This is a genomic window from Oceanobacillus limi (assembly GCF_900111445.1).
Classification (GTDB): Bacteria; Bacillota; Bacilli; order Bacillales; family Amphibacillaceae; genus Ornithinibacillus; species Ornithinibacillus limi.
This window is the reverse complement of record NZ_FOHE01000028.1, coordinates 1-15,479: the sequence shown is the minus strand read 5'-3', so window position 1 is coordinate 15,479 and position 15,479 is coordinate 1. Positions and strand designations below refer to the sequence as shown.

The 15,479-nt window shown below is 37.1% G+C and carries 14 protein-coding genes and 1 tRNA gene; 13 read left to right on the top strand and 2 right to left on the bottom strand.

The window, feature by feature from the left end; all coding sequences use genetic code 11:
- The 6 genes from yabN (at window position 1) to BMX40_RS18500 (ending at window position 3,508) form a co-directional block, all read left to right on the top strand.
- Window positions 1-1,443, top strand: a complete 1,443-nt coding sequence (yabN, locus tag BMX40_RS18525) for a bifunctional methyltransferase/pyrophosphohydrolase YabN (RefSeq protein WP_090872753.1) — start codon at window positions 1-3, stop codon at window positions 1,441-1,443.
- A 4-nt stretch (window positions 1,444-1,447) separates the two neighbouring features.
- Entirely contained in the window at window positions 1,448-1,708 is a 261-nt protein-coding gene (locus tag BMX40_RS18520; RefSeq protein WP_090872751.1) for an RNA-binding S4 domain-containing protein, read from the top strand.
- Between the two features lie 55 nt (window positions 1,709-1,763).
- The gene (gene yabP / locus BMX40_RS18515) at window positions 1,764-2,072 is read left to right on the top strand and encodes a sporulation protein YabP (RefSeq protein WP_090872749.1); all 309 of its coding nucleotides are present in this window, start codon (window positions 1,764-1,766) and stop codon (window positions 2,070-2,072) included.
- A complete protein-coding gene (gene yabQ / locus BMX40_RS18510) occupies window positions 2,069-2,668 on the top strand; it encodes a spore cortex biosynthesis protein YabQ (RefSeq protein WP_090872748.1) in 600 nt (199 codons plus the stop codon). The genes yabP and yabQ overlap by 4 nt, the downstream gene beginning before the upstream one ends.
- Window positions 2,669-2,672: 4 nt before the next feature.
- A complete protein-coding gene (locus BMX40_RS18505) occupies window positions 2,673-3,053 on the top strand; it encodes an FtsB family cell division protein (RefSeq protein WP_090872745.1) in 381 nt (126 codons plus the stop codon).
- A gap of 71 nt (window positions 3,054-3,124) precedes the next feature.
- Complete coding sequence (locus BMX40_RS18500; RefSeq protein WP_090872743.1) at window positions 3,125-3,508, top strand: S1 domain-containing RNA-binding protein; 384 nt, start codon at window positions 3,125-3,127, stop codon at window positions 3,506-3,508.
- Between the two features lie 555 nt (window positions 3,509-4,063).
- On the opposite strand, the gene BMX40_RS18495 is transcribed toward BMX40_RS18500, so the two are convergent.
- Window positions 4,064-4,137: transfer RNA gene (locus tag BMX40_RS18495), tRNA-Met, on the bottom strand.
- Window positions 4,138-4,273: 136 nt separating this feature from the next.
- Here BMX40_RS18495 and BMX40_RS18490 point away from each other — a divergent pair.
- Window positions 4,274-4,741, top strand: coding sequence for a DinB family protein (locus BMX40_RS18490; RefSeq protein ID WP_090872741.1), 468 nt, complete (start codon window positions 4,274-4,276; stop codon window positions 4,739-4,741).
- A gap of 159 nt (window positions 4,742-4,900) precedes the next feature.
- Here the strand turns inward: BMX40_RS18490 and BMX40_RS18485 are convergent, their stop codons facing one another.
- Window positions 4,901-6,559, bottom strand: coding sequence for an IS1182 family transposase (locus BMX40_RS18485; RefSeq protein WP_342028697.1), 1,659 nt, complete (start codon window positions 6,557-6,559; stop codon window positions 4,901-4,903).
- Between the two features lie 287 nt (window positions 6,560-6,846).
- On the opposite strand from BMX40_RS18485, the gene spoIIE reads away from it, so the two are divergent.
- The 6 genes from spoIIE to ftsH all read left to right on the top strand — a co-directional run bounded on the left by spoIIE (window position 6,847) and on the right by ftsH (window position 15,263).
- Window positions 6,847-9,297: a stage II sporulation protein E gene (gene spoIIE, locus BMX40_RS18480; protein WP_090872739.1), complete on the top strand. Its 2,451-nt coding sequence runs from the start codon at window positions 6,847-6,849 to the stop codon at window positions 9,295-9,297.
- A 157-nt stretch (window positions 9,298-9,454) separates the two neighbouring features.
- The gene (locus tag BMX40_RS18475) at window positions 9,455-10,189 is read left to right on the top strand and encodes a VWA domain-containing protein (protein WP_090872788.1); all 735 of its coding nucleotides are present in this window, start codon (window positions 9,455-9,457) and stop codon (window positions 10,187-10,189) included.
- Window positions 10,161-11,108: a protein kinase domain-containing protein gene (locus tag BMX40_RS18470; protein WP_342028696.1), complete on the top strand. Its 948-nt coding sequence runs from the start codon at window positions 10,161-10,163 to the stop codon at window positions 11,106-11,108. The genes BMX40_RS18475 and BMX40_RS18470 overlap by 29 nt, the downstream gene beginning before the upstream one ends.
- Before the next feature lie 57 nt (window positions 11,109-11,165).
- A complete protein-coding gene (gene tilS / locus BMX40_RS18465; RefSeq protein WP_090872786.1) occupies window positions 11,166-12,569 on the top strand; it encodes a tRNA lysidine(34) synthetase TilS in 1,404 nt (467 codons plus the stop codon).
- A gap of 10 nt (window positions 12,570-12,579) precedes the next feature.
- Window positions 12,580-13,128: a hypoxanthine phosphoribosyltransferase gene (hpt, locus tag BMX40_RS18460; RefSeq protein WP_090872737.1), complete on the top strand. Its 549-nt coding sequence runs from the start codon at window positions 12,580-12,582 to the stop codon at window positions 13,126-13,128.
- A 140-nt stretch (window positions 13,129-13,268) separates the two neighbouring features.
- The gene (ftsH, locus tag BMX40_RS18455) at window positions 13,269-15,263 is read left to right on the top strand and encodes an ATP-dependent zinc metalloprotease FtsH (RefSeq protein ID WP_090872736.1); all 1,995 of its coding nucleotides are present in this window, start codon (window positions 13,269-13,271) and stop codon (window positions 15,261-15,263) included.
- The last annotated feature ends 216 nt before the right edge of the window (window positions 15,264-15,479 follow it).

Here is a 15,479-nt window from a genome sequence, read left to right as displayed (position 1 = left end):
GTGGAAATAGAAATTATTGGCCTTGGAGCAGGTAATATTGACCAATTATCCTTAGGTATTTATAAAAAATTGACAACTGCAAACAAGTCCATTTTTGTGCGCACAATGGATCACCCTGTAATTGGTCAACTGCAAGACGAGGGAGTATCTTTTCAATCATTTGATGATGTATACGAAAAACATGATGAGTTCGAAGCAGTTTATCAAATGATTGTTGAGAAGTTAAAGGCTCAAGCTGAAACGAATGCGATTATTTATGCTGTCCCAGGACACCCAATGCTTGCAGAAAAAACAGTCCAATTATTGCTGGAGGACCCTAATGTAGAAACGAAGATCCTTGGAGGGCAAAGCTACTTAGACGATTTATTTACGTCCTTAAAGATCGACCCAATTGAAGGCTTTCAATTTGTTGATGGTACAGCGTTTAACCGATCGGAACTAAATTATCGTAACCATCTTGTTTTCTGCCAAGTGTATGATAAGATGATTGCTTCGGAGGTAAAGCTTGCGTTACTAGAAGATTTACCAGCTGACTATGTCATAACCGTTGTAGAGGCAGCAGGGAGTGAACAGGAAAGAATTCAACAACTTAACCTAGAAGAACTTGATCGTTCCCTGGAGGTAAGTAACCTAACCAGTGTATATATTCCACCGGCACCTAAGGACTTATTGAACCATTCCTTCTCCCGGTTAAGAGAAGTAATTGCGATACTTCGAGGGCCAGACGGTTGTCCATGGGATAGGGAGCAAACCCATGAGTCTTTAAGAGAATATGCTATTGAGGAAGTTTATGAACTTATCGAAGCAATTGATGATGAAGATGATGAAGGTATTATTGAAGAATTAGGGGATAATTTGCTACAGGTCATGCTCCATAGTCAAATTGGTGAAGATGACGGCTATTTTACAATTGATGATGTCATCCGTTCTATTACAGAAAAAATGATTCACCGTCATCCCCATGTATTTCAAGATACGAAAGTAAATACCGTTGACGATGTTTATAAGAATTGGGATGTCTTGAAAAAAGAAGAAAAAGGGGAACATAGAAAATCGATACTTGATGGTGTCCCTAACCATTTACCTTCATTAGCAAAAGCCTACAAATTACAAAAAAAAGCTGCAAAAGTTGGATTTGATTGGGATGATGTTCAAGATATCTGGAAAAAACTAGATGAGGAGATTGAGGAAGTAAAAGAAGCAATAGCGGAGAAAAACATGGGTGAGATAGAAAAGGAATTAGGAGATATTTTATTTGTCCTAGCAAATATTTCTCGCTATTATAAAATAAATCCAGAAATAGCCTTAAATCAAACAAACCAAAAATTCATTTCTCGTTTTTCCTATATTGAGGAACAAATTCAACAAAATGGAAAAGAAATGGATCAATCATCTCTAGAGGAAATGGACTATTATTGGAATCAAGCTAAGAAGAGAGAGTGATAGAATGCGTTTAGATAAATTTTTAAAAATTTCTAGGTTAATAAAACGACGTACATTGGCAAAAGAAGTTGCTGACCAAGGTAGGATAACAATTAACGGAAATCAAGCAAAAGCTTCATCAACAGTTGCTATCGGAGACGAATTAACAATTAAATTTGGTCAGAAACTAGTAACTCTTGAGGTAGTGTCTTTAAAAGAGACTGTAAAAAAGGATGAAGCAAGTATGCTATACAATGTAATAAAAGAAGAAAAAATTAACGCTTAAAGTTCTATACTTGTCCTTCCATTCATAAAGTATTATTGATAAGGGAGGAAGGCATATGAACCATTATTATGATAAAGAAACGAGTACTAGAAATGTTCAACAACAGGATCACCAATTAAAAATTAATAATCGTAAGTTATTAGAGATTACAGGTGTTAAAGAAGTAGATAGCTTTGACAATGAGGAATTTTTACTGGAAACGGTTATGGGTTATCTGATTGTCCGTGGCCAAAATTTACAGCTGAAGAATTTGGATGTTAGTGAAGGTGTCGTGTCAATTAAAGGAAAAATCTATGAGCTTTCCTATGTAGATGAATACCAGCAGGAGAAAGCTAAAGGGTTCTTTAGCAAGCTATTTAAATGACGTTAAGTGTACAGTTCCTAACAATGATCGCAATGGTTTTAGGGGGCTTTTATTTAGGAATAGCTCAAGAAACATTCCGACGATTTGCGAGGCATTGGAAAAGTCGTACATTTTTGGCTTATTTCATGGAGGTTAGCTTTTGGCTAACACAAACATTTATCTTGTATTATATTTTATTTCGCGTTAATTCTGGTGAGTTAAGGGTATATGTGTTTGTGGCAGGTTTACTTGGTTTTTCGATCTATCAAGTAATCGCTGCAAACATATATAAACGGTTATTAGAACGATTAATTGTAATTGGAATTGACATCTATGAGTTCCTTGCAAGAGTTGTAAATAGCTTAGTTTTTACACCAGTTAAGTATATTGTACAAGCAATGATTACTATTATCCTATTTATAGTTAATGCAATTTTCGTTGTACTAAAGTATGTATTATTTATCCTCCTATCTCCAATTAAATGGATGCTTAATGTAATATACCGCATGCTACCAAAAAAAATCCACGTATTTTTTCACAATCTAGCAGGATTTTATAGTAAAATAAAGAATATATATAAAAAATGGCTAGAGTATATTGCATTAAAGAGGAGGTAAAGCTATGCCTGAGAAAAGAAAAACAGTAGCAAGATTAGATTCAAATTATATGCAGCAATATGATGCTTACATAGAAAGACAAAAGAGGAAAAAGAAACGTTTGATTCGACGTCTTGTTTTATTTTCGGTCATAGTGGCTCTTACAGTAGGAACCATGACAACATACCATTTTAAACAAAGATCTGTACATGCTGAAAAAGTTGAAGAATATAAACAATTACAAAGCCAATTGGAAAAATTAAAAGATAACGAGGAAAAATACAAAGAAGAAATTAAATTACTGAATGATGAAGAATATATACTTGATATTGCCCGTACAAATTACTTTTTATCCAAGGAAGGGGAATTAATTTTTAAAATTCCTGAGGAAGACCCGTCATATTGACACACTTTTACAAGCTTAGCTATAATATATAAGTGAGTATATTTAAAATCTTAAGGAGGAGCATTTTTTTTATGTCAATCGAAGTAGGCAGCAAGCTGCAAGGGAAGGTAACAGGAATCACTAATTTTGGTGCTTTTGTTGAAATCGGAGAAGGAACTACTGGCCTTGTCCATATTAGTGAGGTTGCCGACAACTATGTTAAAGACATTAATGAACATTTATCTGTTGGTGATGAGGTAAAAGTTAAAGTTATTAATGTCGAAAAGGATGGTAAGATAGGTTTATCGATAAAAAAAGCCAAAGATAAACCGGTACGTCAAAGAAACACTAAAGAACGCACGGAATCGTTTGAAGCAAAAATGAACCGTTTTCTTAAAGATTCTGAAGACCGTTTAGCCTCTTTAAAGAAGCACACGGAATCCAGACGTGGGGGTCGAGGTGCTAAGAGAGGATAGCAGTTGCTGTCTATAGAGAATGCTCTATAACTTTTAAATCATAATACTAATTGTCAATGACGGAACATCGGTTGCTATCCGATGTAGGGAATATAAAGCAGGTACCTATTCAAAATTTGGTACCTGCTTTTTCTTTATTGCTAATGAAAAAGGTATTAATGAGCTTTATGTATATAATGCGACGTAACATTTTGTTTCGAATTTCCATTACTAATGGATGTAGTTTTAGAATACCGCTACAGCAGAATGCTTCGCTTTCCACGGGCACGGCCTCAGCCAGGGAACTACTTGAATATGCTTCTTTGTTCCCTTGCGCCGAGGAATTGGCTTCGAAGAGTTACTTGTAGACGTAGGCGCATCAATGCGGGGTCTTCGGACACATGCTGTTCCCGCGGAAAGCGTAATGTATTTCCGTAGCGGTTGTCGAAACGCTAAACAATCGTCATTTAAATTTTTAACTATAGCTACAAGAATTATATCGCATAATCCATCAACAGTGACTAAGTGAAATAAAAAATCCTGCTCCTCAGATAGGGACAGGATTAGATTAATGAGTGGCGGCGGAGGGGATCGAACCCCCGACCTCACGGGTATGAACCGTACGCTCTCGCCAGCTGAGCTACACCGCCATGTTAAGTCAACAAAAAATATATTACATGAGGATTCGAATCGTGTCAATAGATTTATTTATTTCGACATAATATTAAAGGAATTTTAGAAGGGGGAAGCGAATACAGTTAGAAACATTTGAAAGGAAGTAGGTATATGGATAAAAGAATAAAGGTTCTTTTTAGACAAATGAAAACGTATCGAGAAGAAACCTTATCCTTAGTAAAGGATATAACCACATCTCAGGCTGATTATACTCCTGATGGCTTCAACAATAATATACGATGGAATTTAGGCCATATATATTTGGATCAATACCTATGGATTCAGACAGTCACAAAAGAAAGGGATTTAATCGATGATTCATTTACCAATTGGTTTGGATTTGGGACCAATCCAGATAACTTTTCGGATGAAACTCCTTCTCTGAATCAGTTAATTATCCTTCTAAACGAGCAACCGAAAGTGATTGAAACAAACTATATAACACGCATGGATGAGGAGTTTGAGCCTACTGAAATGGGAATACATACGGTTGAGCAGGCATTAATTCGGACAATATATCACGAAGGATTACATGCTGCTACGATTCAAATTATGAAACGGTTTTTACCCCTTATATAACGGGCGGACCGACATAGATGGTGACGTGATGTGCTGTCCATTGTCTGCATTAGCACTGCAAGTACATTGTAAACCCCCACTTTAACGGGATAAAATTAGGAGTGAAGAATACCCAACTAATTGAAGATTTGCTTTACGATGAATGAGGCTGGGACAAAACTAGCCAAAAGTAATAAAAAAATGGTTCCGAGCGATTAAAAATCGCACGGAACCATTTTTTGTGGAGTCACTTTTGTTTTTTAATATTGATTTGCCATTTTTGGCGGTATACTTCCTCAAGTTTACCGCCATTAACGCGAATCCTAGTTCATTTTTCACTTTCTCTTTGCCCCTGACGGACATTCGAGTGAAACCCAAATTAGCCTTCAGAAATCCGAAGACTGGCTCTACGTCAATTTTACGTTTCCCATAAATTTCACCAGTTTTCTCGTCCGAAAGCTTCTCTCTGACATATTCTTTTTGTGATTCCCACTTTTCATTTCGGGATACTTTGCGGTTGTTTCCTACCTTTGCTTTCGTGCATAAATCGCGAAGTGGACAGCCTGTACAGTCCTCACATTCGTACACTTTAAATTCTCGTGTATATCCGTATTTGTCGGTGCGGTGGGAGATATGGCTAAATCGCACTTTCTTTCCATTCGGACACGTAAATGCATCCTCATCTGCATTGTATTCCCAATTGTCGACATGAAAAGCGTTGTTCTTATATTTCTTTTTCTTCTCCTTTCGATATTGATTGTAAGTAATAAGGGGAGTTCGATTACGGTTCTCGATAATATCTTCATAATTTTGTTCACTACCATACCCTGCATCTGCTACGATATATTTTGGTAGCTCAAAGAATTTTTCCTCGATCGTGTTCAGAAAGGGAATCAAGGTGCGCGTGTCCGTTGGGTTCGGAAAAATATCGTAAGCGAGCGCATATTGACCTTCTGTTGCGAGTTGTATATTATAACCGGCCTTCAACTGGCCATTTATCATATAGTCATCTTTCATCCGCATGAAAGTAGCGTCATGATCTGTTTTGGAGTAACTATTGCGAACATGGAAAATCTCCATGTCCTTTTGGTACTTTTGTTTGCGCCTAATAAAATCTTCAAATTGCTTACGATATTGTTTTGGTTCCTTTCGATCAGAACGTAGCTGTTTCCGTTCTTCACCTAGGTCACTTGCTTCTATTTTTTGGTCGTAGGCCTCGATTTTTTCGCTCAATTTTTCCACAATCTCTTTCATTTCTTCGATGGATAACTCATCAAAATCGTCGCGCTCTATTTCCGGAATGATTTGCTTTTCAATCAGCTCTTCATACACTTGATTCGACTTATCAACCAAACTAGCACTATATTTTTCAACTGATTTCCGCCAAACAAACGTGAATTTATTCGCATTGGCTTCCAGCTTTGTTCCATCTATGAAAATAGCTTCTTCTTCAATCTTTTCCTCTTTTACTAACTGGGAACGAAATTGGACAAAGCATTCACGCAGTAATTCTTTCGCATAAGGGTCGACACGAAAACGATTGATGGTTTTATAACTAGGCTCACGACCTTGAGCTAACCACATCATACGGACACTATCCTCTACTAACGCTTGAATCTTTCTTCCAGAAAAGGCAAACTGTGTGTAGCCGCATAAAATAATCTTCATCATCATTCGTGCAGGGTAAGGTGGACGGCCTGTCTCTTTTCTAAACGGTTCAAAAGCCTCTTCAGGAATACTCTCTACTAAATTATTAATCGCAAAGGCAATGTCATTTTCTTTTAATTTCATTTCTAAATCCATAGGTAAAACTACTTGGTTCATGTTATAATACGACATAAGGACACCTCCGAAAAAAGTTATTGGTCGTACTTTAATTTTATCAGATGGTGTCCTTTTTGTTTACTACAAAATCAGAAAATTCAATGCAAAATAATAAGCGTGTCCCTTACCATCAAAAAACGGTAAGGAACACGCTTATATTAATTTACTGGGTTTTGTCCCAGCCTCATTTTTTGTTGTTACTCATTGAAACAAGTCGAACGATTTTTATAATTTGCTCCTTGTTTTGACAAAAAAAGAATTCATCATGGTTTAGTATGCTATTTAGAGGGAGTGGTTTAAATATGATGGATTCAATTCCAAGAGTGGAAACGAAAGCCTTAGATGTAGAACAAACCAACCTGGAGAAGATTCGAAGAGGTATTTATACACGTATTAAAACAATTTTAATTGATAAAGGATGGCTGTTTGTCATTGTTGGATTTCTATTAGGACGAGCTGTGATCTTGTCTGCTGTATCTCCTTTTGCCGTTGCATTTTTGGCAACGTTATGGTTTATACAGAAAAGTCATGCTCCAAAGGCTATGCTAGCAATACTAGTTGGTGCATTAACCTTCTCATTTAATCATAGTATATTTATTGGAATTGCTATGTTTTTATTTATCTTGCTAGCTGGGGTTTTTAAGAATACGAGGCATCAACAGGTCAAGATCCCACTATTTGTATTTTTGGCAACGGTGGCACCTCGATTATTTTTATCTTCCCTTAACGGACAACTATCTTCGTATGATTGGATGTTATTACTGGTTGAGGGAGTACTAGGAACGATCTTAGTATTAATTTTTATGCAGAGTGTTCCGTTATTATCACCCAAACGATACAAACCATCTTTAAAAAATGAAGAAATTGTTTGTATGATTATTTTAATCGCCTCTATCTTAACCGGAACGGTAGGCTGGGAATTATATGATGCCTCTATTGAACAAGTATTATCTCGTTATTTTGTCTTAATCCTGGCTTTTGTCGGTGGGGCAGCGATTGGTTCTACGGTTGGAGTAGTAGCTGGTCTAATTCTATCTTTAGCAAACGTAGCAAGTCTCTATCAGATGAGCCTTCTAGCATTCTCTGGATTACTAGGAGGTTTGTTAAAAGAAGGAAGAAAAATAGGAGTAGCAACCGGGTTATTAGTTGGAACATTTTTAGTTGGGATTTATGGAGATACAGGAACAATTGTCCCTTCATTTATTGAATCTTTGGCAGCTATCTTTTTATTTTTTATTACACCAGCAAGTTGGTTTAAACAAATATCTCGCTATATTCCAGGTACGGAAGAACACACAAATGAACAAGAACAGTATTTACAAAAAGTTAGAAACGTAACAGCTAAGCGGGTGGAGCAATTTTCAGATGTCTTTGCTGCATTGTCAAAGAGTTTTATTAATGCAGAGAATTTCTCTGAAGATGAAGCAGAAACACAAAGGGAAACCGACTACTTTTTAAGTCAGGTAACGGAAAAGACATGTCAAACCTGCTTCATGAAGGAGCGCTGCTGGCAGCAACAATTTGATAAAACGTATTCATTAATGGAAGAAATGAAAGATGAATATATGGATGGACATGAACCGAATCGAAAGGTAGTACGAGATTTTGAGAACCATTGTGTTAAGTCCAAAAGAGTAATGGATACGATGAAAGAGGAAATGTCCTATTTTGATGCAAATCGAAAGTTGAAAAAGCAAGTTTTGGAAAGCAAACGATTAGTAGCAGAACAATTACAAGGCGTATCAGAAGTGATGGAAGACTTCGCTAAAGAAATACTAAAGGAACGCGAACATCATGAAAAACAGGAACTGCAAATAGTACATGCCTTAAAGTCATTAGGAATTGAATTGGAAAAACTGGATGTCTATCAATTGGAAAAAGGAAACGTAGATATTGAAATGGCCGTCTCGTTTTATGAATATCGTGGAGAAGGTGAAAAATTAATTGCTCCTGTGCTATCCGATATATTAAACGAAACAATTATATTAAAGCATGACGAGATTTCTCCTTTTCCAAATGGATACTCCTTCCTTCAATTTGGATCCGCAAAGGAGTTTGCAGTGGAAACTGGTGTTGCACATGCCGCCAAGGGTGGTGGTATAGTCTCAGGTGATAGTTATACGATGATTGAACTAGGCGCTGGGAAATATGCGATGGCAATAAGTGATGGAATGGGAAATGGTGCACGAGCAAATGAAGAAAGTGGAGAAACATTAAGGCTTCTCCAGCAGATTTTACAAACAGGTATTCCGGAAAAAGTAGCGATTAAGTCCATTAATTCCATTCTAGCATTACGGACAACAGATGAAATGTTTGCTACATTAGATTTGGCTGTCATCAATTTGCATAATGCATTTGTTCGCTTCCTAAAAATAGGGTCGACACCTAGTTTTATTAAACGCGGGGACGAAATGCGAAAAATTGAAGCTAGTAATTTACCAATTGGTATTATTCAGGAATTTGACGTAGACATTGTAAGTGAGCAATTAATGGCAGAGGATCTATTGATTATGATGAGTGATGGTATTTTTGAAGGACCAAAACATGTAGAAAATACTGATATATGGGTGAAGCGAAAAATTCGTGAAATGGAAACGGACGACCCTCAGGAAATTGCTGATCTATTGCTTGAGGAAGTCGTACGTACAAGGTCAGGAGCCATTGAGGATGATATGACGGTATTGGTGGCAAAAATAAAGAAAAATACCCCGGAATGGTCATCTGTTCCAATCTATCAAGATAAGGCTCAATAAGTAAGTGGGATTTTCCTGTTCTTTGGTCGCAATAGAGGAATAAAACTAATAAACTACCTCAAAACAAGAAAAGTTATTGTTTTGAGGTAGTTTTTTATGTATAAATTGTCCTTCTAATGGCGAAGATGGTAAAGGAATAAGTTGGAGGTGTTTGATGATGAAAAAGGGGACTTTGAAACAAATTCTATTAATCACGGATGGTTGCTCTAATAAAGGGGAAGATCCAGCTGCTACAGCAGCATTAGCGCATCAACAGGGGATCACGGTTAATGTAATTGGTATTTTAGATGATGACCAAACCGAAGATCCAGAAGGCTTACAGGAGGTTGAAGACATTGCCTTGTCAGGTGGTGGAGTAAGCCAATTGGTGTACAAACAAGCACTATCACAAACGGTGCAAATGGTAACAAAACAAGCAATGACCCAAACACTACAAGGTTTTGTAAATACGGAGTTAAAACAAATACTAGGTTCAGAGCAATCCATGGAAGATTTAGAACCAGAAAAACGTGGAGAAATAATGGAGGTTGTGGAAGACCTAGGAGAGACGTGTGATCTAGAGGTTCTCGTATTAATTGATACAAGTGCTAGTATGAACGATAAGCTACCAACCGTTAAAGAAGCTTTAATTGATTTATCTATTAGTTTAAATTCACGAATTGGTCGGAATCGTTTTAGTATATATAGCTTTCCAGGAAAACGGAAGGACATTGATAAAGTGTTTGATTGGTCACCGAAATTGGATGCCGTATCAACTGTGTTTCCAAAGCTAACAAGTGGAGGCATAACTCCTACAGGACCCGCAATACGTGAAGCGATGTATCAATTTGGAAAGAAAAGCTTACTAAGGAGCTTTAGAAAGAATGATGAACAAGACATCGAAAACGCTTGATATAGTTGTCAGACCTGGTATGAGTCTTACAGGAAAATGGCATAAGAACACGTATCAAATTAAACGTAAGCTAGGTAATGGCGCGATTGGGTCTGTTTATTTATGCGAGACCAAAGGTAAACAAGCAGCATTAAAAATCAGTGATAAAAGTTCATCAATGACGATGGAAGTAAATGTATTAAAGTCGCTGGAAAAGGCCCAAGGTAATCGTCTTGGGCCTTATTTATTGGATGTAGATGATTGGGTTACAGCGCAAGGTACGTATTCATTCTACGTCATGGAATATGTCCGTGGAATGCCAATGACAGACTTTATAGAGCGCCATGGAAAGGAATGGGTTGGAGTATTTATGCTTCAATTATTAGAAGATCTAGAGAAGCTACATCAATCTGGATGGGTATTTGGTGATTTAAAGTCTGAGAATCTGCTTGTTGCCTCTTCACCTCCTAAGGTAAGATGGATAGATGTAGGGGGAACGACACAAATAGGAAGAGCAATCAAGGAATACACCGAGTTTTATGATCGTGGCTATTGGGAGATGGGCTCAAGGAAAGCTGAACCAAGTTATGACCTATTTGCATTTGTCATGGTATTTTTAAGTGTATTCTACCCAAAACGTTTTCCAAAAGGCTCTAAGCCCCAAGCAACACTATTCAAAAAAATAAACGATGTAAAAGCGTTAAAGCCATTTAGTTACTGCCTAAAAAAGGCCATCCTTGGAAAATATAGCTCCAGCTCAGAAATGAAAAAAGAAATTACAAACATTCTATATCAAGCACAAAAACGAACAACTAGAAATCAGCAACGACATAATCAACGCAATAAATCGACATCGGATACTCTTCCATTTATGATAGAGTCGTTAGGAATTATTGGGATAGCTATTGGTTATTATCTTTCTTCTTTGATTATCCCCTAATCGGTTTATATGATAAAATAAAGGGATAATAAATGGTGACGGAGAGTAGTGTTGGAAATGTTGGATCAAGTAACTGCATTTATTAACAAGCATGAATTGCTAACTAAAAAGGCTACGGTGTTAGTAGGTGTATCTGGTGGCCCAGACTCAATGGCGTTGTTGCATTATCTTAAATCAATCCGAGCAGAATGGGAATTAACGATCATTGCACTTACGGTCGATCATCAACTGCGTGGGGATGAAAGCAAAGCAGATGCACAGTACGTGTTAGAAATGTGTCAACAATGGGGGATTCGCTTGATCTCTACCTCAGTAGATGTGGAAGAATATAAAAGAGAAAAAAGTGTTGGTACACAAGTGGCAGCTCGCGAGTTAAGGTATGCGTTTTTTCGGGAACAAATGGAAGAACTGAAAGGTGATTATTTAGCGTTAGGACATCATGGAGATGATCAAGTTGAAACTATGGTAATGCGTTTTGTCCGGACTGCTAACTCTAGTAGTTTTTCGGGTATGCCTTTTAAACGCAAACTCGCTTCAGGAATGCTTATCCGCCCCTTACTTTGCGTTACGAAAGAAGAAATACAGAATTATTGTAGTGAGCACCAAATTACCCCTAGGCTCGATCCATCTAATGAAACTACCGAATATACACGCAATTATTTTAGAAAGTTTGTATTACCAATACTAAAAGAGAAAAATAATAATATACATACTACAGTACAGCATTTAAGTGAATCGCTTCAAGAGGATGAAAATTATTTACGAAATCAAGCAAAGCATATGTTTGAAAATGTGGTTCATTTATTAAAAGAGAACAAAGGAATTTCTGTTGATATAGAGGTATTCCAATCATATGCAACTGCTTTACAAAGGCGTACCTATCATCTAATATTAAATTATCTATATGATGAATTGCCTGATAATTTATCGTATGTACATGAGGAACAATTTTTTGCATTATTACATAGGGATAAAAGTAATGTTAAACTGGATTTCCCTCAACAATTAAAGGTGGATAAGTCGTATAAGACCATAACATTTAGCTTTCATAAGCCCGGTAATGATGAGAAACCTACTTATCACTATTTATTAGATGTACCAGGGGAAGTAATTTTACCGAATGGGACAAGAATTTCTGCTAAACATATAAAAGGAAATGAATCATTTGAAGAGAGTTCGCACACTTTTGTATGTTCTTTAGCAAGTAGTTCCTTTCCGTTACATATAAGAACTCGTGCACCTGGGGATCGAATGAGCTGGAAAGGCCTAAATGGAAGTAAAAAGGTAAAGGATATTTTTATCGACGCGAAAATTCCATTAACAGATCGGGATAGTTGGCCAATAGTTACCGATAATAATGGGGAAATATTGTGGCTAGTTGGTCTGAAAAAAGGACAATCTGGATCATGCAAAGAAAATACGTCTCTCATTCAACTATATTATGAAAAAGGGAAATACTAGGAGGGTCATCGTGCATAACGATATTGAAAAAGTGCTTATTACGGAAGAAGAAATTAAAGCAAAATGTCAAGAACTTGGAAGACAATTAACGGAAGAGTATGATGGGAAATTCCCATTAGCTATCGGAGTTTTGAAAGGTGCAATGCCTTTTATGTCTGATATTCTTCGTCATGTCGAAACGTACATTGAAATGGATTTTATGGATGTATCAAGTTATGGCGGTAAAATGCGTTCCTCTGGTGAAGTGAAGATTGTTAAAGATCTAAACACACAGGTTGAGGGCCGTGATTTATTAATTATCGAAGACATCATTGATAGTGGTTTAACACTTAGCTATTTAGTGGACCTATTTAAATACAGAAAAGCTAGATCGATTAAAATTGTTACATTGCTGGACAAGCCATCCGGAAGAACAGCCAAAATCAAAGCTGACATTGTCGGGTTTGAAGTACCGAATGAATTTGTTGTAGGCTATGGTTTAGACTACGAGGAAAAGTATCGTAATTTACCATATATCGGTGTCCTGAAACCAAGAATATATGGTGGGGAAGAAGAATAAAATAGTATGTATTACACCCTTTAATAATGAATAATAAAGAATCAAAAATAATAGTATTGTCAAGGAGCAATTAGTTGTAAAATAACTTTTTCCTATGGTACTATTGTTTATAGTTTTTCCCGCTTGGGAGGAGGTAGGCAATGAACCGAATATTTCGGAATGCGTTCTTTTATTTACTCTTATTCTTGGTAATTATCGGAGTTTTAGGAGTACTTAATGGACAAAACGATCAAGAAAAGGAATTCAATGTAAAGCAATTCACAGATGCTTTATCTAATGGTGAAATCGAAGAAATGACGATGCAACCGGTAAATGGAATTATGCGCTTTACTGGAACATTGGCAGATGAGCAAACGTTTATCGCACAGGTACCAGATAATACAGATATTATAGCATCTATTACGGAACAAGCCTCTGAACAAAGTGTATTAAAAGTTATTGAAGAAGATACTCCAAGTATTTGGGTTACACTTTTTACAACGCTTATTCCATTTCTAATTATTGGATTGTTATTCTTCTTCCTACTTAGTCAGGCTCAAGGTGGCGGCGGTGGTCGCGTGATGAACTTTGGGAAAAGTAAGGCTAAGATGTATAGTGAAGAAAAGAAGAAAGTACGATTTACAGATGTTGCAGGTGCAGACGAAGAAAAACAAGAACTTGTTGAAGTTGTTGAATTTTTAAAAGATCCGCGTAAGTTTGCGGCTATTGGAGCACGTATTCCTAAGGGTGTCCTATTGGTAGGACCTCCAGGGACAGGTAAAACATTACTTGCTCGTGCAGTTGCTGGTGAAGCAGGAACTCCATTCTTCTCAATAAGTGGTTCCGACTTTGTTGAGATGTTTGTTGGTGTCGGTGCTTCTCGTGTACGTGATCTATTTGAAAATGCGAAGAAAAATGCACCTTGTATTATATTTATTGATGAAATTGACGCAGTTGGGCGTCAGCGTGGGGCTGGACTTGGTGGAGGTCACGACGAACGTGAACAAACATTAAACCAGCTACTTGTTGAAATGGATGGTTTTGGAGCGAATGAAGGTATTATTATTATTGCTGCTACAAACCGCCCGGACATTCTAGACCCAGCATTATTACGTCCAGGACGTTTTGACCGTCAAATTACGGTAGATCGTCCAGATGTTAAAGGTCGACAAGCAGTCTTAAAAGTACATGCAAAAAATAAGCCACTTGATGAATCGGTTGATTTAAAAACAATTGCTATGCGTACACCAGGCTTTTCTGGTGCCGATTTAGAAAACTTACTTAATGAAGCAGCTCTCGTTGCGGCTCGGCATGATAAAAAAGTAGTCGACATGTTAGACGTTGACGAAGCAATCGATCGTGTGATTGCCGGACCAGCTAAGAAAACGAGGGTCATTTCAGAAAAAGAAAGAAATATTGTTGCATATCATGAAAGCGGGCATACCATTATTGGTATGGTACTCGATGATGCAGATATTGTTCATAAAGTTACGATTGTACCTCGTGGGCAGGCTGGTGGATATGCCGTTATGCTACCGAAAGAAGATCGTTACTTCATGACGAAACCAGAACTTTTCGATAAAATTACTGGCTTATTAGGTGGCCGTGTTGCAGAGGAGATTATATTTGGTGAAGTAAGTACAGGTGCATCGAATGATTTCCAACGTGCAACAGGTATTGCTCGTAAGATGATTACCGAATATGGTATGAGTGATAAGCTTGGACCACTACAGTTTACTAGTGGTGGTGGAGAAGTCTTCCTAGGTAAAGATATTCAAAATGACCAAAACTATAGTGATGCAATTGCTCATGATATTGATCAAGAAATGCAAAACTTTATTAACCATTGTTATGATCGTGCCAAAACGATCTTAACGGAAAATAAGGATAAGCTAGAGCTTATTGCACAAACTTTGCTAGAAGTTGAAACATTAGATGCAAAACAAATTAGATCATTATTTGATGATGGAGTACTTCCAGAACCTTCTGTTGACGAAAATGATGCTTCAGAAACGAAAGATGTCAAGGTAAACATTAATTCTCAAGATGAAGATGATGAAAAACTTGGATTATCTTATGAGGAAGCAAAAGAAAAATCTGAAGGAAATACTGATTCAGATGAAGAATTAACAGATGATGATTCGAAAAAAGAATAAATAACCATAAACAGAGCAGTCTCTAGAAGGAGGCTGCTCTTTCCTTTTCACTAAATTAAGCTTGTTCATGCGTAGTAGATGTATTATGCGACGTAAAAAATGGATTCAAATATGAAGTTGGTGGTGGAATACTTAATCCGCCAATGGGGGAAGTAGGATTCATCTAACCGTCATTGGGTCCAAATAGCGGAACCACGATCCTCATCAATGGCGAAG